Source organism: Cyclobacteriaceae bacterium (assembly GCA_025808415.1).
GTDB lineage: Bacteria > Bacteroidota > Bacteroidia > Cytophagales > Cyclobacteriaceae > UBA2336.
This window is the reverse complement of the sequence record CP075525.1, coordinates 546778-568310: the sequence shown is the minus strand read 5'-3', so window position 1 is coordinate 568310 and position 21533 is coordinate 546778. Positions and strand designations below refer to the sequence as shown.

General features: G+C 43.7%; 23 protein-coding genes. 12 read left to right on the top strand and 11 right to left on the bottom strand.

The features are described from left to right. Positions 1-21: 21 nt before the first annotated feature. From KIT51_02620 to KIT51_02610, 3 genes are all read left to right on the top strand, one after another. Positions 22-1296, top strand: a complete 1275-nt coding sequence (locus tag KIT51_02620; protein ID UYN87188.1) for a Glu/Leu/Phe/Val dehydrogenase — start codon at positions 22-24, stop codon at positions 1294-1296. A 141-nt stretch (positions 1297-1437) separates the two neighbouring features. Beyond that, entirely contained in the window at positions 1438-2094 is a 657-nt protein-coding gene (locus KIT51_02615) for a phosphatidylserine decarboxylase family protein (GenBank protein UYN87187.1), read from the top strand. Positions 2095-2218: 124 nt separating this feature from the next. Continuing rightward, on the top strand, positions 2219-3331 hold the full coding sequence (locus KIT51_02610; protein UYN87186.1) for an acyl-CoA desaturase: 1113 nt from the start codon (positions 2219-2221) through the stop codon (positions 3329-3331). Here the strand turns inward: KIT51_02610 and KIT51_02605 are convergent, their stop codons facing one another. The 8 genes from KIT51_02605 to ribD all read right to left on the bottom strand — a co-directional run bounded on the left by KIT51_02605 (position 3332) and on the right by ribD (position 9136). Then, positions 3332-4561 (bottom strand): CHASE2 domain-containing protein, encoded by a 1230-nt coding sequence (locus KIT51_02605; protein UYN87185.1) that lies wholly within the window; start codon positions 4559-4561, stop codon positions 3332-3334. It lies immediately after the preceding gene. After that, positions 4558-5697 (bottom strand): histidinol-phosphate aminotransferase family protein, encoded by a 1140-nt coding sequence (locus KIT51_02600; GenBank protein UYN87184.1) that lies wholly within the window; start codon positions 5695-5697, stop codon positions 4558-4560. The genes KIT51_02605 and KIT51_02600 overlap by 4 nt, the downstream gene beginning before the upstream one ends. A 13-nt stretch (positions 5698-5710) precedes the next feature. Then, entirely contained in the window at positions 5711-6739 is a 1029-nt protein-coding gene (locus tag KIT51_02595; protein UYN87183.1) for a hypothetical protein, read from the bottom strand. 112 nt (positions 6740-6851) lie between these two features. Next, positions 6852-7334 carry a GAF domain-containing protein gene (locus KIT51_02590; GenBank protein ID UYN87182.1) on the bottom strand — a complete coding sequence of 161 codons (483 nt, stop codon included), beginning with the start codon at positions 7332-7334 and terminating at the stop codon, positions 6852-6854. 25 nt (positions 7335-7359) lie between these two features. Beyond that, entirely contained in the window at positions 7360-7548 is a 189-nt protein-coding gene (locus KIT51_02585; protein UYN87181.1) for a type II toxin-antitoxin system HicA family toxin, read from the bottom strand. A 1-nt stretch (position 7549) separates the two neighbouring features. Beyond that, positions 7550-7762 carry a type II toxin-antitoxin system HicB family antitoxin gene (locus tag KIT51_02580; protein ID UYN87180.1) on the bottom strand — a complete coding sequence of 71 codons (213 nt, stop codon included), beginning with the start codon at positions 7760-7762 and terminating at the stop codon, positions 7550-7552. 11 nt (positions 7763-7773) lie between these two features. Next, positions 7774-8133: a cupin domain-containing protein gene (locus tag KIT51_02575; GenBank protein ID UYN87179.1), complete on the bottom strand. Its 360-nt coding sequence runs from the start codon at positions 8131-8133 to the stop codon at positions 7774-7776. Next, positions 8120-9136, bottom strand: a complete 1017-nt coding sequence (gene ribD / locus KIT51_02570; GenBank protein ID UYN88478.1) for a bifunctional diaminohydroxyphosphoribosylaminopyrimidine deaminase/5-amino-6-(5-phosphoribosylamino)uracil reductase RibD — start codon at positions 9134-9136, stop codon at positions 8120-8122. The genes KIT51_02575 and ribD overlap by 14 nt, the downstream gene beginning before the upstream one ends. A gap of 65 nt (positions 9137-9201) precedes the next feature. On the opposite strand from ribD, the gene prmC reads away from it, so the two are divergent. Continuing rightward, entirely contained in the window at positions 9202-10059 is an 858-nt protein-coding gene (prmC, locus tag KIT51_02565; GenBank protein UYN87178.1) for a peptide chain release factor N(5)-glutamine methyltransferase, read from the top strand. After that, positions 10056-10733 (top strand): alpha/beta fold hydrolase, encoded by a 678-nt coding sequence (locus tag KIT51_02560; GenBank protein UYN87177.1) that lies wholly within the window; start codon positions 10056-10058, stop codon positions 10731-10733. The genes prmC and KIT51_02560 overlap by 4 nt, the downstream gene beginning before the upstream one ends. Here KIT51_02560 and KIT51_02555 read toward each other — a convergent pair. Further along, entirely contained in the window at positions 10730-11302 is a 573-nt protein-coding gene (locus KIT51_02555; protein UYN87176.1) for a hypothetical protein, read from the bottom strand. The two genes, KIT51_02560 and KIT51_02555, sit on opposite strands and share 4 nt — an antisense overlap. Before the next feature lie 56 nt (positions 11303-11358). Here KIT51_02555 and KIT51_02550 point away from each other — a divergent pair, with 56 nt between their 5' ends. The 3 genes from KIT51_02550 (at position 11359) to KIT51_02540 (ending at position 14169) form a co-directional block, all read left to right on the top strand. After that, positions 11359-11964 carry a DUF4254 domain-containing protein gene (locus KIT51_02550; GenBank protein ID UYN87175.1) on the top strand — a complete coding sequence of 202 codons (606 nt, stop codon included), beginning with the start codon at positions 11359-11361 and terminating at the stop codon, positions 11962-11964. Positions 11965-12032: 68 nt separating this feature from the next. Continuing rightward, positions 12033-13091: a glycosyltransferase family 9 protein gene (locus KIT51_02545; protein ID UYN87174.1), complete on the top strand. Its 1059-nt coding sequence runs from the start codon at positions 12033-12035 to the stop codon at positions 13089-13091. A gap of 187 nt (positions 13092-13278) precedes the next feature. Next, positions 13279-14169, top strand: coding sequence for a DNA-3-methyladenine glycosylase 2 family protein (locus tag KIT51_02540; GenBank protein UYN87173.1), 891 nt, complete (start codon positions 13279-13281; stop codon positions 14167-14169). Here the strand turns inward: KIT51_02540 and rocD are convergent. Continuing rightward, positions 14159-15406 carry an ornithine--oxo-acid transaminase gene (gene rocD, locus KIT51_02535; GenBank protein ID UYN88477.1) on the bottom strand — a complete coding sequence of 416 codons (1248 nt, stop codon included), beginning with the start codon at positions 15404-15406 and terminating at the stop codon, positions 14159-14161. The genes KIT51_02540 and rocD overlap by 11 nt on opposite strands. Before the next feature lie 171 nt (positions 15407-15577). On the opposite strand from rocD, the gene KIT51_02530 reads away from it, so the two are divergent. The 4 genes from KIT51_02530 to KIT51_02515 all read left to right on the top strand — a co-directional run bounded on the left by KIT51_02530 (position 15578) and on the right by KIT51_02515 (position 19311). After that, positions 15578-16867, top strand: coding sequence for a hypothetical protein (locus tag KIT51_02530; protein UYN87172.1), 1290 nt, complete (start codon positions 15578-15580; stop codon positions 16865-16867). A gap of 410 nt (positions 16868-17277) precedes the next feature. Continuing rightward, positions 17278-17667: a hypothetical protein gene (locus KIT51_02525; GenBank protein ID UYN87171.1), complete on the top strand. Its 390-nt coding sequence runs from the start codon at positions 17278-17280 to the stop codon at positions 17665-17667. Between the two features lie 13 nt (positions 17668-17680). Further along, on the top strand, positions 17681-18472 hold the full coding sequence (locus KIT51_02520; GenBank protein UYN87170.1) for a hypothetical protein: 792 nt from the start codon (positions 17681-17683) through the stop codon (positions 18470-18472). Next, complete coding sequence (locus tag KIT51_02515) at positions 18457-19311, top strand: hypothetical protein (protein ID UYN87169.1); 855 nt, start codon at positions 18457-18459, stop codon at positions 19309-19311. Before KIT51_02520 ends, KIT51_02515 begins: the two co-directional genes overlap by 16 nt. A 37-nt stretch (positions 19312-19348) precedes the next feature. On the opposite strand, the gene KIT51_02510 is transcribed toward KIT51_02515, so the two are convergent. After that, a complete protein-coding gene (locus tag KIT51_02510; GenBank protein ID UYN88476.1) occupies positions 19349-21526 on the bottom strand; it encodes a TonB-dependent receptor in 2178 nt (725 codons plus the stop codon). Positions 21527-21533 lie beyond the last annotated feature (7 nt).

Below are 21533 nucleotides of genomic sequence, written 5' to 3'. Positions count from 1 at the left end.
TTACCGCTACTTTTTACAACTATGGCATATATAGAACCTGCTCCCCTTAAAGACAAAGAAAACCCGTTTGAAGCAATGATGTCGCGCTTTCACGAAGCGTCACAGTTACTCGGGCTTGAAGAAGAAGTTTATAACGTTTTAAAATCGCCTGCCCGCCAGGTAATTGTTTCCCTGCCGGTAACCATGGATGACGGCAGCATTAAAGTATTTGAAGGCTACCGCGTGGTGCACTCAAATATTCTTGGCCCTTCAAAGGGTGGTATCCGATATGATCCGCACGTTAACCTGGATGAAGTGAAAGCATTGGCAGCCTGGATGACCTGGAAGTGTGCCGTTGTTGATATTCCCTATGGCGGTGCAAAGGGTGGCATAACTTGTAACCCCCGCCAGATGAGTGCCGGTGAAATTGAACGCCTTACCCGTGCATACACCAGCGCGATGATCGACATTTTTGGGCCCGACCGTGATATCCCCGCGCCTGACATGGGAACGGGCCCGCGCGAAATGGCGTGGTTAATGGACGAATATTCCAAAACACAAGGTATGACGGTGAACGCAGTAGTAACCGGCAAGCCCCTGGTATTGGGTGGATCACTCGGAAGAACCGAAGCCACAGGTCGCGGAGTAATGGTTTCCACCATGTCGGCCATGGAAAAAATGAAAATCAATCCATATAAAGCTACCTGTGCCGTACAAGGTTTTGGTAACGTGGGTTCATGGGCTGCACGGCTTTTAGCCGAACGCGGGCTCATTGTTCAGGCGGTGAGTGATATTGGTGGCGCTTATTACAATGAAAAAGGAATTGATATTGAAGCGGCCGTTACCTACAGCGCACAACATAAAGGCTCACTTGAAGGATTTGGTGGCGCTGAGAAAATTAAAGGTGATGAAATCCTTACCCTACCGGTAGACGTGTTGGTACCAGCTGCAACGGAAGATGTCATTAAAGCATCCAACGCCCCGAACATAAAAGCAAAATTGATTGTAGAAGGAGCCAATGGCCCAACCTCATCAAAGGCTGACAGTATCATTAATGAAAAAGGAATTATTGTGGTGCCGGATATTTTGGCCAATGCCGGTGGTGTTACGGTATCTTATTTCGAGTGGGTTCAAAACCGCTTAGGATATAAGTGGGAAGCCGAGCGGGTTAACCGCAGGTCGGACAGGATTATGAAAGATGCTTTCAACAATGTTTATAAAATCGCCAACGAATACAAAGTATCCATGCGCATCGCTGCGTATATGGTTGCCATTGATAAAGTAGCCAAGACATATAAATTCCGTGGAGGATATTGATGTAGGGATTCAATAAGCAATCATTACTAAAAAGGTGGCACCCTTCATGGCGCCACCTTTTTTATGGGTCGGTATTTTAAACTAATTTTGCACCATTAATGCACACAAAACTCTAAATACTAATTACAACTATTCACCATCATGACTATTCACAAAGAAGGACGCACACTGCTATTTGTATTGTTGGTTTTATTTGTGGGCATTATCTGGGCCTTCGATTATTTTTTACCGGAAGCAACGCTTGCCCGCAATATCGTGATCGGTGTGTGTGTTGTTTTCTACCTGGTGGTTCTCCAATTTTTCAGAAGTCCCATTTTTACCGTAGAAAAAAATCCCCGGTATGTTATTGCCCCTGCTGATGGCAAAGTGGTTGTTATTGAAGACGCTGAGGAAACTGAGTACCTTAAAAGTAAACGCAAACAGATATCAATTTTCATGTCGCCCATTAATGTGCACGTTAACCGCATGCCCGTTGGTGGAAGCATCAGTTATTACCGCTACCACCCGGGTAAATATCTGGTAGCCTGGCATCCTAAATCAAGTACAGAAAACGAACGCACGACAGTGGTAGCAAAAATGGACAATGGCGTTGAGGTGTTGTTTCGTCAGATTGCAGGTGCCCTTGCACGAAGAATTAAATGCTATGTAAACGAAGGCCAAAAACTGGAGCAGGGCCAGGAGTTCGGCTTCATCAAATTTGGTTCGCGGGTCGACATTTTCCTGCCCCTTGATGCCTCGGTAAAAGTAAGCCTGGGCCAAAAAACCACGGGCGGCAAAACCATTCTGGCTGAACTTTAAATAAGCCCCATGCTCATTCAGCCGCACTTTAAGCCTTTAGAAATATAAAAGGCACTAACAGGCGTTTATCTGCCGCTTGCTGCCTACCTTTCACAATTAATCTTCAGTAATTTTTCCATTTTTCATGAGCCGCGCTTCCTCCATTAAATTTCCACGCACCCAGCAGGATTTCTTTTTTACGTTAAACCAACGTGTTAATGACTATTTTAAAAACCAGGGTATAAGCAGGAATGCCAATACCGAGATGGTCTTGAAGACCTGCGTTATGTTTGCACTGTACTTTGTTCCTTATTTTCTGATTATATCAAGTGCGGTAACCATAGGCTGGGGTGTATTGGCGCTTGTAGTTGTTATGGGTTTTGGTGTAGCCGGTATCGGTTTGTCCATCATGCATGATGCGAACCACGGAGCATATTCCAACAAAGCCTGGATTAATAATTTAATAGGTTATTCCTTAAATCTGGTTGGGGCGAATGCCTTTAACTGGAAAGTACAACATAATGTTTTGCACCATACTTACACCAACGTGCATGATGCCGATGAAGACATCAGTCCGCGTGGTGTATTGCGTATGCATCCTAACTCCGACTGGAAACCCATGCACAAATTTCAGCATGTGTATGCCTGGTTCCTGTACGGATTAATGACAATCGTTTGGGTGCTGGTGAAAGATTTTGTTCGGCTGGTACGTTACCAGAAAGATGGTTTGGTGAAAAAGCAAAAGGCCAATATTGTTACCGAATGGCTAATCCTATTGGGCACTAAAGCCTTTTATGTAGGCTACATATTCGTTATTCCTGTTTTGCTTTTGCCCTTTGCCTGGTGGCAGATTCTGTTGGGTGTATTGCTGATGCACTATATCGCTGGATTTATTCTGGCCATCATATTTCAACCGGCACACGTAATTGAAGGCACTGAATATCCCGAACCTGATCAAGCCGGCATGTTGGAAAACACGTGGGCCATTCATCAACTGCACACGACCACAAACTTTGCTAACCGAAATAAAATACTTTCGTGGTACGTTGGCGGATTAAACTACCAGGTTGAGCATCACTTGTTTCCGAATGTCTGCCATGTACATTACCGGAAAATTTCCGGCATTGTACAGGAAACCGCTAAAGAATTCGGACTCCCATACAAAAGCGAGCCAACATTTATAGGCGCCCTTGCAGGCCACGCCCGGTTATTGAAAGAGCTGGGGAAACAACCGGCAATGCGCTTGTCGGTTAGCTGATTAGTTCGCTACGGCAAGAAACTTTATTCGCTTAATCTTTGGATACAATACCTCAAACAAATCTGAAGCAAAGATTAAATAGAAAATGCCGTAGCGCAGATCAATCTTAAAGAGAAAATAGTGGTAGATGAGTAAAGGAACTATCACCATCAAATTGATCATCACAAAAACCACAATCTTTGATGTAAACGAGTAGTCCTCCTCGCTCTTGATAAAGAGATGGCGAAAGATGATTATGGCCATTAACAATAGGAACAAATCCAAAAACCTGTCGAGTAGTTTTGATTGATTGATATAGTTTCCCGACAGGATCATGCTCGCCATGTTTGCCTGTACTTCAACCCCATACATATCTGGTAGTGATCGTCCCGCAAATCGCTCATTCATTGGGGAATAGAATTTATCCTCCGGGCTTTGATCATAAAGATGGTTACCCATATACCCAAGCAAAACGATTTTATCCCTTATCAAATTTTCATGGATATTATTTTCGAGTACATCAAGATAATCAATAGTAATATAGGTCGCATCGCTAATGCTGCCTTCAAACATCAACAAACGGTGACCCGTGAAATTAATTTGTTCGTTCTGCTGATTACGCTTTAAATAGGAATCAAAACGTAATGGATCGTAATTCTTTGCAAGTACTGCAGCAAAAGGAAAGTGGTATTTATCTTTGATATAAGCTGAAGAAATAAATGAACGAATTGTACCAAGTCCTGGATCATCATCAGGAACATTAAGATTTGCATAGCCAGTAAAATCAGCAGACAGACCTGCCACATCAGATGGAAGAATAACTGAATCGGGAGAAGGGCTATCTTCACCCAGATAGAAGAGCCGACTTGGCAGAACAATATTCGGTGTGCTTTTAATCACCTGCCACAGATATGCCGTCTCGGCAGAGTCGGTAGCTATTGAAAAAAATACGTCTACCCCAATCACTTTGGGATTAAACTGACTTAGTATTTCAATTTGACGGGCAATAGCACTCTTGCCTAATGGGCCAATATTAACCAATATGATATTCGTGTCAATCGGGCTTGGTCTGTAGCCACCGGAATAATAAATATCAGTAAAATCAAAATCTAAAACGGAATGTTCAAGGGAATCCAGCAAACTGATTTTACCTACCCCCCACGTTAGTGCATGAGCAAACGCAACAATGAGCAAAGTTAACAAGCCATATTGCAATGTTTTACGAAACCTTCGCAAAACAACTGACATCATGAGATAACCTGATCAAAAGCTTTGGTAAATCCTTTCATCTCCTCCAGCGTGCCAATGCTTACGCGGCACCATTCTTTATCCTGGTAATCCCACACCCGAATCTGATATCCTTTCTTTTCGGTTTCTTCTAAAATCGTTTTTCCATCTATAGGTGCCGGAAAGAAAACTACGTTAGCCATTGATTTTCCGTACGACCACTTTTTGCTGTCAAGATAATTGAACAGGTGCTGACGCGCTTCCGTATTTTTCTTGCGTGTCATCGTCACAAAATCCTTGTCATCAAGGCTGGCTTTTGCTGCGGCTAAACCTGCTTGATTGTTGTTACCCCAGATTTGTTTCTCCGCCATTTTTTTAAGTGTATCCGGTTGTCCGATCAAGTAACCAACACGCAAACCGGCCAATCCATAAACTTTCGAAAACGTGCGCGATACAATTACGTTGTGCCCTTGCTTCACAAGGTCAACCATCGATTTTTTTTCATGTTGATCGAGGAATTCAATGTAGGCTTCATCGGCAAACACCGTTGCCTTCTTTGCCATTTCCATACAGAAGGATCTTAATTTATCATTATCAACAATGGTTCCTGTGGGGTTATTCGGGTTCACCACAAAAATGATCTTTGTGTCTGGCTTGACAGCCGATGCCATCGCTTCCAGATCGTGTACCATATTGGCATCCAAATCAACCCGGTCCCAACGGGCATTGAATTTTGTAGCATAGTCCATGAGCAAACGAAACGTTGGAAAGGCCGATAGCACGGCACCACCCTCCAACCCGGCCGTCATGCCGGTAAGGCACAACAATTCAGATGAGCCACAACCCATCAGTACAAATTCTGGCGCTACGCCCTCACGCTGGGCAATAACTTTTTTAAGTTCCTGTGCCACGCCATGGGCGTAACGGTTCCCCTCCTTCATACTCTCCACAATAGCTTTGCGCGCCTTATCCGATGGGCCATAAGGATTTTCATTGGAGCCCAGCAGAACAAGTTTGCCATTCCTTAAAGGTTCAATGCCATGCAGTCGTTCTGCCCGACTAACCGGTGCTGCCATCAGTTGGTCAGCCAATGCTAAACTGAGCGGTAATCCCGCACCGGCTGCCACTGCCGTCTTAAGCCATTGTCTTCGTGTTGTCATAATTTTATTTGGTTTACCACCGTGGTTTTTGATAATACGTTACATAGGTCTCACCATCCAATACAATCATCGGGTCATTATTCTTTGGATGATTTCGTTTTTCCAAAAGATAAGAACCGGAGCCCTGACCTGCCTGAGAGTTGTAGTAAATGCGAACACCATCATACGACCATGTGCCACGGTCGCTGCTCTGGGAATTCGTCCCACCTGCATAGGCGTTTGTATTTACACTCATCGAACTTTCGGCTTCGTATTGATAGGTGCCATCGCCATTCAAGGTAATACAACGTTCTGAAATTCTCCCACCTGAATTGGTGGAAGTTACGTTGGTCCAGCACCATTTACCTACCAGTTCCTGAGCAACACGTTTATTGCCGGCTACGGGTTGAGCCTGGCCTGTTCCAGTTGTACCTGTTCCACCGCGCGAATAGGTAAAGCTTTGACCGTTGACCGTTAACGTGAGTTGATTTCCGCTTAATGAATAACCCATGGAAGCACTGCCTTGAGCCGCCTGAAGTATAATGTTGTTACCGGAAAGTTGATAGCCTAAGGTTTGGCCTGCATATATGCACTGACCATTCTTATTGAATTCAATGGTTTCACCATTTCCTGTCCACACGCCCACAATGTCGGCTGAGCCGCCCGTTGTTGAGGCTGATGAATTTTTTTGTTGTGTGGGTGGAAGATTAGAAGAAGGTGTAGTGGCTTTCTCTGCACCGGCTTTAGAAAAAACTATGCTACCATCAATATCACCACCCGAAAGCGTAAGAGAGTTTTGTTGCTGGGTGAAGTTGTATTGGGTTGAAGTACCGGAAAGATTCAAGGTGAGTTTATTTCCTGCCACGGTATACTTCATAGGCTCACCGTCAAACTCACCGGAACCATCGGCATTTAACATCAACGTCATTTGATAGCCAAACTGGTTGTTGGTCCAGATGCCCTGAATACCGGAACCTTGTTGTGCTTTTGCCCCGATTTGCGCCAGAATAATAATTGGATTCAAAAGAAGAAAAAGAAAGACAACCGTGATATATCTTTTCATAGCAATACCGATTAAGGGTTTCACTAATGTAACAAAACGAATTCCGTAAGGAAAGATCTTTCTTGACAGTAGGGCTAAAACCCCATTAAGATGGGGGTATGGAGAAGAATAATCAGATCAACCGCTCAATAATTTGCATAACCTGACCCAGGTACTGCGCATCTGTTTCGTCAAAATCATTCAGTTTATCACTGTCCACATCCAGCACCAGAAAGACCTCTCCGTTCTTAAAAGCCGGCAATACAATTTCTGATTTGGAGGCCGAGCTGCAGGCAATATGACCGGGAAATGCCTCTACATCCGGAACAATAATAGTTTTCCTTTCCTTCCACGAAGCGCCACAAACACCTTTGCCAAAATTAATTCGTGTACAGGCAATTGGGCCCTGGAATGGCCCAAGTACCAGTTGGTTTTCTTTTACAAGATAAAATCCAACCCAAAAGAAATTCATGGTTTGCTTTAAAGAAGCTGCAATGTTCGACAAGTTGGCGACAACATCCGGTTCACCTGAAACAAGCGCTGAAAGTTGTGGCACCAATGTTTCGTAACGTTGTTGCTTATCGGTAGAGGTGGAGATGATGAGTTCTTCGGCCATTGTCACGTAAATCTTACAGGTTGTATTATTTTAGTTCTGCTTGTTTTAGAATACTATTTAATGTTCCGCGAGGTACTTCATCAGACAAACGATGACACGCGATTGTTACAATTCCTCTTTTTAAATTGTGCTTGTAGGTTACATGGCTTCCTTTTTGTCTTACCGGGAACCACCCATCTGATTCAATAATTCTGATAATCTCCCGATATTTCATGTTAGGAGATCACAATCATCTCAGAATCTGATACCGATTGAGGTATCTCTAATCCCTCATCCTGAAGAACCTCCAAGTGAAGTTTTATTGCTTCGATGATATTAAATTCGACCTCTTCCTTACTCTCTCCTGCAGAGGTACAACCCGGTAAATCTGGAACATATGCACTGTATCCATCAGAACTCCTTTCATAAATAACAAGGTACTTTCGCATAGCTAAAGATATTAAATCTTATCTAAAACTTTTTTTGTTCTGTCATTAATAATATTACCCGTATTTAAGGTAGAAGCAGGTTCAAACAATAAAACCTCTACTTCTTCTTCGGCCATCGGCTTATGCTCAACTCCGCGTGGCACAATTATAAATTCACCTTCACCAATTTCTACGGTCTTATCACGAAAGGCCATTTTCAGCTTCCCTTTAATTATCAAGAAGAGTTCGTCTTCATGTTCGTGGTGATGCCAGAAAAATTCACCTTTCAACTTAGTGACTTTTACCTGCTGTCCATTAAGTTCTCCTACAATGCGTGAATTCCAATGATCAGAAAACTGTGCAAATTTTTCTTTGAGGCTAATCTTTTCCATAAACAGGGTGATACGTAAACAAGGTATCGTTCATTACGGTTTCGGTAGAAGAAAGTTTTCCATTTAATCGCGGTGCCGGAATTCCTTTTCCAAATGCTCTTGGAGCAGTGAAAACCCTTGCTTCATCCCACAAACCAGCATCAATAAAGAATTTTAAGGTTTGCGCCCCACCCTCCACCATTACCGATTGAATGCCGCGCTTGAGCAAATCCTGCAAAAGCTGGGGCAGAAAATCCGTTTCATCAATCCTGGCCAGTATCAGATTTTCATGCTCTTCGTGCTTCAATACATTATAAACAATTGTTGGCTGACTTCGATCGAACACGTTCAGCTTCTCGTTTAGTTTTAAAAACCGATCGACCACAATGCGAACCGGATTTCGTCCTGTCCACTCCCGCACATTCAGTTGTGGGTTATCATGATTTGCCGTTTTTGCACCTACCAAAATCCCATCTTCTTCGCTTCTCCATTTATGCACCAACTGACGGGAATACTCGTTACTGATCCATTTCGAATCGTAATTTTCGTGGGCTATGAAGCCATCTGCCGTTTGTGCCCATTTCAATAAAATGTGCGGGCGCCCTTTTTCAACAGACGTAAAGAAACGCTTATTCAATTCACGGCCTTGTTTATCGAGAATACCGGTGATTACTTCTATGCCTGTTTCCCGCAATTTCTTTATTCCCTCACCCGATACTTTTGGGTGTGTGTCCAGGTTGGCTATTACCACTTTCTTTACCCGATGCTGAATCAGTAGATCAACACAGGGTGGTGTCTTTCCAAAATGAGCGCAAGGCTCAAGGTTTACATACACCGTACTTTCTTGCAATAATTCTTTATTGGCTATGGAGGCAAGGGCGTTCACTTCCGCATGCGCTTCACCAAATTTTTTATGCCATCCCTCACCAATGATTTTTCCGTCATAAACAATTACACATCCCACCAAGGGGTTAGGGCTTACCGAACCATGGCCCAGGCTGGCCAACTCAAGGCAGCGCTGCATAAAAAGTTCGTCCCGGTGGCGATCGTGCTTCTTCATCCGTATTATTGCAAAGATTGGCAAATCCGATGAACTCCAAAAAACTCTTTTCTGAACTGGTGCTACAGATTGATCTTGACGAACGGGTGGATGAAATTAATCAATTGGTGTTGATGGCCATGGAGTTTGTATTTGGGTTTACGCCAACCGAGTCGCTCATGGGTAAAGAAATCGCCATAACCCGTGAGCAACAGGAACAACTTAACGGCATCATAACCCGCATTAATCAGCACGAACCAATTCAATACATCACCGGCTATGCTTATTTCTATAACAGAAAGTTCAGTGTTAATCCTCAAGTGCTCATACCCCGGCCGGAAACGGAAGAACTGGTTCAACACGTAATCCAAAGCTTAGAAGGCCAAGGACATGGTCTGAAAATTCTGGACATCGGTACCGGTAGCGGATGCATACCCGTAACGCTAAAGTGTGAGTTGCCTTCTGCTCAAGTATTCGCTACTGACGTTAGTCCCGATGCGTTGGCTGTAGCCAACATAAACGCTGTAACTTTGAATGCCCCGGTAAGTTTTTTACAGCATAATATCTTAAAAGAAGGTATTCCCTGGAATAACCTGGACAGTATTGTTAGCAATCCACCCTATATTACACGATCCGAAATACAGTTGATGCAGGAAAATGTACTGCGCTATGAACCACACCTGGCCTTGTTTACTCCGGATCATGATCCCCTGATTTTTTATAAAGCGATAGCCGCACAGGGCAAGCGCGCACTGAAACCAGGTGGAAAAGTATGGGTTGAAATAAATGCCCAATTGGGAAAAAATACTGCTTTCGTTTTTGAAGCAGAAGGTTATTTGAATGTTACAGTAGTTAAAGATCTGAACAGCAAAGACCGATTTATTACCGCAACCCATAACCCTGCATGAATCCTGTACTTCTGCTTCATGGCGCACTGGGCGCCAGCACACAACTCGAACCGCTTAAACACAAACTGGAAGCATCCGGCAGAACAGTTTATGTTATAAATTTTTCAGGACATGGCGGTGAGCCTTTTCGTAAATCGTTTGGTATTGAAATTTTTGCTGATGATGTGTTGGTGTTCTTGAGGAAACATAACCTTAATCAGGTTGATGTATTTGGGTATAGCTTGGGAGGATACGTAGCTGTTTGGCTCGCCTTGATGCATTCTAAGCGAATCGGAAAAATTGTAACGCTAGGCACTAAATTCGATTGGTCAGTTGAATCGGCTGAAAAAGAAGTTCGAAAACTAAATGCTGATAAAATTCTGGAGAAAGTTCCAGCCTTTGCCCGAGTCCTTGAGCATCGGCATGCTCCTAACGACTGGAAAGAATTGTTAAATAATACGGCAGAAATGATGATGGGATTAGGAGGCAACCCTTTGCTTACAGAAGAAAACCTGAAATCGATACAACAACCCGTTGTTGTTTGCCTTGGCGATGAGGATGATATGGCCGACCGGTCTTTTGCGGAACAGGTTGCCCGTTGGTTACCGAACGGGAAATTCCATTTATTGGAAAACACCCCGCATCCTATTGAAAAAGTTGATCTGGATAAACTGATTGGCCGAGCTGGTTTTTAGAGAATTTCCTCCCCCATCCAAAACGGGCCATCGGATTTTACTTTAATGACACCATCATTCACGACAACACCGTTATCATCCAAACCGTTAACTGTCGTAATCTTTTCGGGAAAAAAAATTTTTGTCCCCTTGGTGAGCCATTTTTCAAACTTACTATGGCGCGCATACAACCAGCGCTTGCCGGCATAAAAAGCAACCACATCAAGTTGATCGGTAAACGGTGACAATTTCCTAAACTCCACACCAAGCGTATTTACAGCCTTGTATTTTGCGGCCACTAAAAAGTAAAAAGCTGTTTGTACCGGATCTTCACCTTCGGCATACGATAAAATCTTTACCGGAGCCTGATCGCGCAATTGTACCGTGTGTCGAACTACATTTTTTTGTTGACTGATTACCACGTCCAATTTAATTCCCCATTGAGTTACATCATGCAACGCTGGCTCCAGCACAATTACTGTCGGGCTCCACTCCAACAATTCTTGAACAATGGCAAATGGCGCGGCTTGTGCATCGGCAATGATCAATGCAGGCTCCTGGTCTTCTTTTACAAAATGATGCGATGACATACTGACCGTTGAGGTGAGGTGTAAATTAACTAAATTGCAACACGTAAATAAAAGCTATGCTCAACGCCTCTTCCTGTTATACCGTCTTTCAGCAAAGTATTGATGACTATCACCTTCACGATTACGTAGACACGCCCATAAAAAATCCCTTTCCGGAAAGCAGTTTCGAATACCTGCTATATTTAAAGAACTGGATCGACACAGTGCAATGGCACCTGGAAGACATTATAAGGTTGCCGGATATTAACCCAACGGAAGCCTTGGCCATTAAAAGGCGCATTGATAAGTCGAACCAGGACCGTACCGATACGGTAGAAAAAATGGACGACTATTTTATGGAGCAATTCAAAAATGTAGTGGCAAAACCTACCGCAAAGATAAATTCCGAAACACCCGCCTGGCTGCTGGACCGTATGAGTATCCTCATGTTGAAGATCTATCATATGAAGGAACAAACCGAACGTACCGATGCTTCACCGGAACACATCGCTAAATGCGAAGCCAAACTAAATGTGTTGTTGGAGCAAAAAATGGATATGCACATGGCCTTTGATCAACTGATGGAAGACATTGGTAATGGCGACCGGAAGATGAAAGTTTACCGCCAGATGAAAATGTACAACGATGCCTCGCTTAACCCCATGTTGTACCAAAAGAAATAGCCATTCGGCAGGTTTAAGGTTGGCAACCAGAATTTTCGCGCAAAGCTTGTTGAATGCAACTTAAGAATATGAGAAAAATCCTGATCCTGCGATTTTCTGCCATGGGCGATGTAGTGCTGCTGGTACCCGTTATCCGTTCATTGGTTGCCGCTTATCCTGATGTTGAGGTAAAAGTAGTAACCCGGCCGAAGTTCGCAGCTTTTTTTGAAGGCATAGCACGCGTACTGGTATATGAGGCTGATGTAGACAAAAAATATGCGGGCTTTTTTGGCATTCGGAAATTGTTTATAACGCTTCTGGCCCGCGCCAATTATTCTGTAGTCATTGACATGCACGACCATGTACGCACCATGGTATTGCGAAACCTGTTTAAACTGGCCGGGAAAAAAGTATTGGTGTTTAAAAAGGGGCGTGCCGAAAAAAAGGCTTTTGTGAGGAGGGAGAGAAAAATTGTTAAACCCTTGCCTCACACCGTTGAGCGTTACCGGGAAGTTTTGCAGCGTGCCGGTTTTGATTTTCCAATAATCCCAGGGCCCTATTTGATTCCTTCCACCGAGTCGAAAAACATTGTTGCTGAATGGCTTAACAAAAATCAATTCATTAAAAAAGAACCTTGGGTTGGCATAGCACCCTTTGCCCTTCATCCTTCCAAAATCTGGCCGATTGCCAACTACCCGGTATTGATCGATTCATTGATCAAAAAACATTCGACAAAAATTTTTCTGTTTGGTGGAGGCGAAATTGAAATCGATTACTTCAACGACCTTCACGAACTATTTCCGGAACATTGCGTGGTGGTGGCCGGTCAATTAAAACTGCAACAGGAAATTGCCCTGATGCACCAGTTGGATTTAATGATCTGCACCGACTCGTCCAACATGCACCTGGCAGCCCTTTGTAGTACGCCCCTTTTGTCAATCTGGGGTGGAACTCATCCCGATGTTGGTTTTGCCCCTTACGGAAAAGGCAAAGAGAGCATACTTCAAACAAGCCGTGACGAACTGCCCTGCCGGCCGTGTTCGGTTTTCGGAACAAAAACCTGTCATCGGGGCGATTTTGCCTGCTTGACTTCCATTACCGCGGAAAACGTGTTTACGCGAGCAACTCACCTGCTGCAGCGTGCGTGAACTGAATTTCCCCAACCATTTTTCAGTTAATGATTCATATACCCTATCCCAATTCATGGCGTCAACAGGTTTCATCGGTCATAATTTCAACATAAAATTGGAGTATACCTAACCACGGTTCAACCTGAAACTTGCTGATCAGTAGTCACACCTTGCTTTCCAGGATTCTTTAAACTTATTTTCCCGCATGATGCTTACGCTCACACCTCCAAAAGAGTTTGATTACAACTTATGCTTTCAATTTTTAAAAAGATCGCCCAAAGAATTACTGCATACACTATATGACAAGGCCGTTTATAAAGCCATTCGAATTGATACCGAAGTAATCCTGTTTCGTGTAGAAGAGAAAAATGGGTTGTTGATTATAGATTTCCTAAACGGCAAGCCAACCTTGTCTCACCAAGAAAGAGTAAAGCAATTTGTAACCGAGTGGTTTGATCTGGATACTGACCTGAAGCCATTTTACCGGATGGCACAAAATGATGAAATCCTGGGGCCGTTGATTAAAAAGTACTTTGGTTACCGGATTGTGGGTCAGCCCGATTTGTTTGAATCGCTGGTGTGGGCTGTGCTTGGCCAACAAATTAATCTTGACTTTGCCTATACTTTAAAGCAACGCTTTGTTGAAAAATTTGGCGATGCCATTCAATGGAACGGAAACACCTACTATCTTTTCCCGTCAGCCGAAATGGTTGCCCGGTTAACCGATGCGGACTTGCTTCCGCTGCAATTCTCGCGACAAAAGAGTAATTATTGTACAGGCATTGCAAAAGCCTTTGCCGAAAGAATTATCTCAAAAAATCAACTCACTGGCTTGGCCTTTGAAGAGGCCAAAGAAAAACTGATGGCACTAAAGGGTGTTGGCAACTGGACGGCCAATTACGCATTGATGAAAACCTTCCGCTATCCAAACGCCTTTCCGCTTGAAGATGCCGGCTTGCACAACGCTTTAAAAAACCAACTTGGGCTTGCTAAAAAGCCAGGCCTCGATCAGATAAAAAAAATATTTAATAACTATTCTCGTTGGGAGTCGTACGCTACGTTGTACTTATGGAAAAGCCTTGAATCTACTTCTTGAAATTTAAGATTACCTTTTCGATAATATCGCAACACTCATGAAGCTGCTCTTCCGTAATCACCAGGGGAGGTGCCAACCGAATAATATTACCATGAGTCGGTTTGGCTAATAAACCATTCTTCGAAAACTCTACACAAATATTCCAGGCGGTTTCGCCTGCCTGTCCGGCAGGCAGGCTTTGTGGTGTATCGTTAATTACTATTGCGTTCAATAAACCCTTGCCGCGTACTAACATTATCAAATCCGATTTTTTGATCAATGCCTGCATGCGTTCACGGAAAATTCTTCCGAGGTGATCAGCGCGTTCGGCAAGGTTTTCGTCTTTCACCACCCGCAAGGCCTCTATGCATACTACGGCAGCCAGCGGGTTACCGCCAAAGGTTGAACCATGTTCACCGGGTTTGATCACAAGCATAATTTCATCATCGGCCAACACTACCGAAACCGGAAGCACCCCTCCGCTCAAGGCCTTGCCCAAAATCAACAAATCCGGGCGCACATCTTCATGATCGCTGGCCAACATTTTACCGGTGCGCGCAATGCCGGTCTGGATTTCATCCATCATAAGCAACACATTGTGCTGCTCACATAAATTCTCTGCAGTTTTTAAATAACCTTCGGCCGGAACATATACACCTGCCTCCCCCTGCATGGGTTCAATCCAAAGGCCGCATACGTTAGGATTGGCCAATGCTTTTTCCAGTGCAGGGATATTATCATAATCAACAATTTCAAAACCCGGCATAAACGGTCCGAAGCCCTTGCGGGCAGAAGGATCAGTAGATGCAGAAATAATGGTGGTCGTGCGTCCATGAAAATTTTTCTTTACCGCTACAATCACTGCTTCATTTTCAGGAATGCCCTTTTTGGTGTAACCCCACTTGCGTGCCAGTTTAATGGCGGTTTCATTGGCCTCCGCCCCACTGTTCATGAACAAAGCCTTTTGGTAGCCGAACGTTTCGCAGACATACTTTTCGGCAAGGCCGAGTTTATCATTATAAAAAGCACGTGACGTTAACGTGAGTTCTTTAGCCTGTTCAATCAACGCATGGATAATACGCGGGTGGCAATGGCCTTGGTTAACGGCACTGTAAGCCGACAAAAAATCGTAGTAGCGTTTGCCTTCCACGTCCCACAAAAACACACCCTCGCCTTTGCTCAATACTACCGGCAACGGATGGTAGTTGTGTGCCCCGTACTGATCTTCCAACAAAATCGCTTCCCTGCTGTTTGAAATGGCTTCTACCATAAAATTATATGCTTTTACTACGAAATTAAGGGCGCAAGTTATCAAATAAGGTACTGAAAGCCAATGGTTTCCTGATGTACTGGATCAATGACACGCCTTGTCAGTTATCGGTTTTGATATTAGCCGAAGCATCGGCATAATTGAATTACCTTTACACCTATGGACAGTGGTATCGACAACATTAAAAAACTCTTTAACGACCTTAAGACCTTCACGCTATGGGACAGGCTGTTTCATTGGGGCAGGATTCGCACCCTGTTGATTGAAACGAGTGCCGACCTGCAAAAGCTGGTGTCGGAAGTGAATGCGTTACAAGCCGATAATCTAAAACTTGAAGGATCAATTGAAAGGATTAACGAGGACAAAATAAACTTTCAAAAAGAAATTAGCGTACTCAAGGAAAAAAACGATAACTACCTGAAACGCGGCACCGAATTAGCCAATGAGAAAGAGGCTTTTAAAAGCAAAGTTGACCTGCTCGATAGAGAATGTGGCCGGTTGCGCGAAGAAATCCTTCAACTGAAAGCCAAAGAAGAGCAACGGAGAACCGAATACGATAAAGCCGTAAACCAACTTTTTAAATTACGCGAAGACATATTAAAGGAGCGGAGCGATAAGGAAGAGAAAGAAAAACAAGCTGTATACGAGCGGCTGCGAAGACTGAAAGAAACCTGGTCGAAACATGAGGCCGATGTAAAAAACCGGATAAAAATTATCTGCAATAAGCACGGTGTAGAATATTTGGAGTCGGTGCCGTTTAAAGGCAAACCCGACAATACCCTAAAGATCAATGATGAGTTTATTGTATTCGATGCCAAAAGCCCGGGTAGCGATGACCTTTCAAACTTCCCGCTTTACCTGCGCAACCAGGCTGAAAGTGTAAGCAAGTACGTAAAGGAAGAAAATGTTCGAAGGGAGGTTTTTTTGGTTGTACCTACTAACACACTTGATGTAGTAGAACAATTTGAATATAAACTGAGTGACTATACGGTTTATGTGATTTCCATAGATGCATTGGAGCCCATCATTCTCTCACTGCGTAAAATTGAAGACTATGAATTTGCCGAACAGTTAAGCCCTGAGGAGCGTGAAAATATCTGTCGGGTAATCGGCAAGTTCGTACACCTATCGAAAAGAAGAATTCAGATTGACGGTTTTTTCGCCAAGCAATTTTTTGAATTGGTGTACCGCAGCGAGGCAGACCTGCCAAAAGATTTTCTCGACAAGGTTATTGAATTTGAAAAGGCCGAAAAACTCAACCCTCCCATTGAACGCAGGGCGAGGCAGATCAGCAATAAGGAACTCGAGATTGAAATACGCGAACGTAAAACCGATGCCGAACAAAAAGGCATTGAAATGGATGAAGCCCTGCTCACCAAAAACCTGAACAAACTTCCGCTGTATACTGATAAGTCAACAGAAGATATACAAAAGGATTTATTTGAGTAACAAAAGTGACCTGTGTAAAAACAACATACCCCTCATTGCAAGCGGAAGCCAAGGAATAAGTATTGGAGCGAAGCAATCCCACACTATAATAGTGGGAACTAAACTTGAAGATGGAGATTGCTTCACCCCAATACGCACCCCATCTCTTCTGTTCTCAATGATGGGCTGACTAGAATCTCAAAAAAAATAAGTTTAACCACCAAGGGCAAAAAGAAAGAACAAAGTTCACAGGGAAGAAGCCGCTGAATTGTAGCGCTTTGTGCCCTTTGTGCAGACCTTTGTGTACTCTGTGGTTTCAATAATGGTATTTTTGAGATGGCTTTTAGTATTGGCATAATCTCACGGTAGTGATGATTTGTCTTTTTTCAGTCCAATCGCGTATCTTCGGGAAACACAAATGCGCAACCTTTATGAGAAAATTTTTACTGTTCCTGATGGCAGCCACCCTGTTAACCGCCTGTTCTTCCACTCAAAAAACAACTTCTGCATCAAAAGTAAAAGCCCCAACACCGGAAGGCCAGTGGGAGTATTCTATTACGGATACACCTGAAGGAAATTTTTCCGGCATCATGACGGTTTCAAAAAATGGTGATGGTTATGCTGCATCCTTAAACACTAACGGTAACGATTTGCCGTTTGAATCTTTCAACTGGAACGAAAGTGAAAAGAAAGCCACCGGTGAACTTTATTATTCAGGTACATCCGTACAATTTCAGGCGTCCATGAATGAAGACCAGATGGAGGGCGGCCTGGCCGCTATGGGCATGGTGTTTCCATTTAAGGCGATGAGGAAGCGTTAACCAACTTTAAAAAATGAATAGGCTTCAACAAGGTTGCATGCTGGCAATATTCACTGCAACTATTCCGGTATTGTCGTTTGCACAGGAATCAAAAATGTCAGGTTGGGATATTTCCTTTTCAGGTGGTTTAGCTATCCCATTCGGAGCCTACAGGTCTTCTAATCCTGAAAGCTCAGTAATAACAAGCGAAGCAGGATTTCCAATATTCAATGGATTTAATAAGCGCGGCAATTCAGCAGCGTTGAATGGACATGCTTGGAATGCCGAGGTGAGTTATACGCTTAAATCAAATTGGGCATTCTCGCTTACTGCAACCAGCACATTAAACCCCGTAGAAACCGGAGTAGTTAATGCCTACCTTAATGATCAACTTGATATGCAGAATACTTCGCGCATTATGGTGAATCAGGACGATTATCAGGCAATGTTCTATACCCTTGGAGTGAGGAAAATAAAACACTGGAAACATTTCTACGGTAGTATGGGAATAGATGTTGGCCTTGCTGTTATGGACTATCCCTTCTATGATGTATCAATTATTGAGAATAGCTCAGGGAATAATTATCCCCTGTACCATATTGGATTTAAACCGGTGAGCAAATCATACACCATGGGGGTAAATGGCGAAGTGGGCTATAGACTTTCTCGCCATTTAAGTACGGCCTTACAAATTAGGTATCGTTTTGCAGACTTCTTGTATGAAATTGGCCTTCATCCGGTTGGCGGTTCATCATCGTTTCTATTTGTTGACACCATTAACTATCGGCAGCTATTGCCATGCCTGAAAGTATGTTACCATTTCTAAATCAAAAAACTGCTTTCATTCTTTCACTCATGTTTTACATGAGCCTGGCCGCTTTTGGTCAAGGTAATAACCCCGACAGCAGCCGAATTTCGATCTCTATTTCCTCCGGATGGGCCATTCCTCTTGGTTCATTTGCCAAATCATCACCTGAAAAAATAGTGCGGGTTTACAATAACGATCCGTATCCGCCTTATATAAGAGTCGAAAATTATGCCAGGGAAAGCTCAGGTGCAGCCATAAAAGGGAGTTTTATTAACATCCACTTCGCCTACAGGCTAAACCAAAAATGGCTTATGCTGGCCCAAGCCGGATTCACCAGGAATGCAGTAAATGCTCAAGGTGCCTCCGACTTCTTGAATAAATTCCCCTCAAGTTCACCCTTTAACTCTTTTAGCATTCGTGCAGTTGACTACACCGTTTTAACCATTTCCAGCGGTTTAAATTATCAACTTACGTGGAGAAGAAATGGGTTAAACTTTGGACCCATGCTTGGCATAGGAATAATGGACTACCCCGATTACGAAATCAGTTTCAAAGAATCAGACTTTGCACCATTAACAATACGCAGGCACCTGGGGGCACAGCCCAATCTTGTGGGCTTATTGTATGGAGGGGTAGCTGAAATTTATCACAAGTGGAATTTGCGACAAAAGGGTACTTATAAACTACTGGCTAGAGTAGATGTGGGCTTAAGACTAAGTTATTCAGCAGCAGACTTTACTTATTATTCAACATTGGGAAACCGAGACACCAACCCTAGAATCTTTGAATCTTATAAAGATGAAGTCAATTATCGATTGCTAAATCTTGGGTTAAGCATAGGGTATAAATTCAATTAACCCATCCAGAGGCTATCGACTATGGACTAATTGCATCCTACACTTTAAATCCTACTGAAACGACAAGCGATCGGCCGTCTGATGGCCAGATGCCAGGACCCGGATAAAATGATGGACGCTTGGTAAAGTATTGTTTGTTGGTAATGTTGTTAACATTTATTCGCACCGTAACACTACGAAAGACAAACGTTGAGTTAAGATCAAACAACCCGTAGCCAGGCACCAAACCCACTGCACCTGTAGCCGAAGGATTTACCGTGTTCATGGCATCGGCAAATGTTTTACCCACATAACTATAAAGCAACGATACGCTTCCCAGTGCCGAGCGCAGGGTTATGCCATTGCGTGTGATCACATCCGGAACGCTTTCCAGTTTATTACCGGAGATGTCCACATTGCTTTCGCCAGAACGGATTTGTGCATGCGTGTACCGGCTGTTGAACACGGCTGTTGAAGTAAATGCTGATAAGGAAACACGCTTGTAAAGCGGGGCCACATACTCCAAGTATAGCTCTGTTCCGGTTGTTGCTGAATTACCGATATTCGTGCGATAGATGTAAAATTCATCCTGCCCATCGCGTAGGGCTTGTGCGCCAAGCCGGTTGTTGTATTGCAAGTGAAATACGCCAACATCCCAGCGCAGGTGTTTTGTGTTTCCGCGAAAGCCTGCTTCCAGGTTATACCCGTAAGCATCCTTCAGGTTTTTATCCACACGTTCATAAACCGATGCCGGTATGATGTCTTTAAAAATCACCGGCCGGTATGCTTGCGCCCAACCGGCATAAAGCGATCCATGTTTCAACGAATACCGGGCACTAACCCCCAACAAAGGGAATTTATGTTCGATTGTATTCGGAACCTCATCGGCATCGTAATAGGAAATAATGCCGGTTAGGTTTGATTGGCCCGTTTCATAGCGAATACCCGGGGTAATGGATAACTCATCTGTAACTTGAAACTTGTTTTCTGCAAACAGCGCAACATTGGTCGACTTCAGGTGCATGTCGCGACCAAATACTAGATCGGTAACGGTGAGATCAAAATCGGTACCGGTAGTTCCTTTTCCTTGTTGCCTGCGATGCAAATCGTTATTGAAATATTGCATACCGGCTACCAGTTTGCTTTCCCGTCTGTTTAAAGTATACGTATGAAGCAGGCGCAACTCTGAAGTATAACTGTTGAAATTATCAATGTCAACCTGGCGTGGCGCAAACTGATTGGTTATTGGGTCAATCACATCCGGAACATTGGCCGGCCTGTCAAACATAACACTATTGCGGTCACCCAACACCGCTGAAGTGAGCCATGATACTTTTGTATTGTCGCTCAATTTCCAATCAACCTGAAATGACGGCACATAAATTTCCGGATTAAAATAATTGCGCGACCGGGTTGCTTGTCTTGAATCTTGCGCAAACATTTCATCTGTAAGTGGCCCGGGAATTCGATACAAATAATTCGACCGGCTTAATTCGGCTGTAAGCTTTAAAGAATTAACAGGGGAATAAATCAATTGCAACGACTGCGCATCATAATCAGTTTCACTGTTTTCACGATACCCATCCGATACCCGCTTAGTGTAATACGTGGCATATTGAAATTTCCCAACCGTACCGCTTGCCGCGATGTACGTACTTAATAACCCGTATGATCCTGCTGTTGAAATGCTTTCAAGACTAAAAGCTTGTGTACTGTCAGGGGCTTTCGTTACATAGTTAAGCATGCCCCCGAATTGCGCACCATATTGAAGTGATCCAGTACCTCTAACCAATTCAATCCGATCAACAGCTTCCATTGGAATACTGTAATGGCTGGCCGGATATCCATACATATCCGAATTGGTGATGGAACCATTTCTGCGGATGTTGAATTCCCACCCGCGGTGCGGGTCAAGCCCACGGGTAGAAATATTCATTTGATTTCCACTGCCATCCATATCGTATACAAATACGCCCGGCACTTTGGCGAATATCTGGCGACCTGTCTTCTCGGCTATGTTCGCATTGGTGCCCCCTAAACTAATCACCTCATTTTTCTTGCCCGACCATAAGTAGGTGCCGGATGATTCCGGCAAGCGGCTCATGTCCAGAAGTCTTTGAGCCTTTACTTCTACTTCATTGAGTTGACGTATGCGCAAAGAATCCTCCTGTGCCATAAGTGCCAATGGCAACAGGAGGATTAACAAGGAATAAATCAGAAGTGACCTCAAAAAAATTATGCCT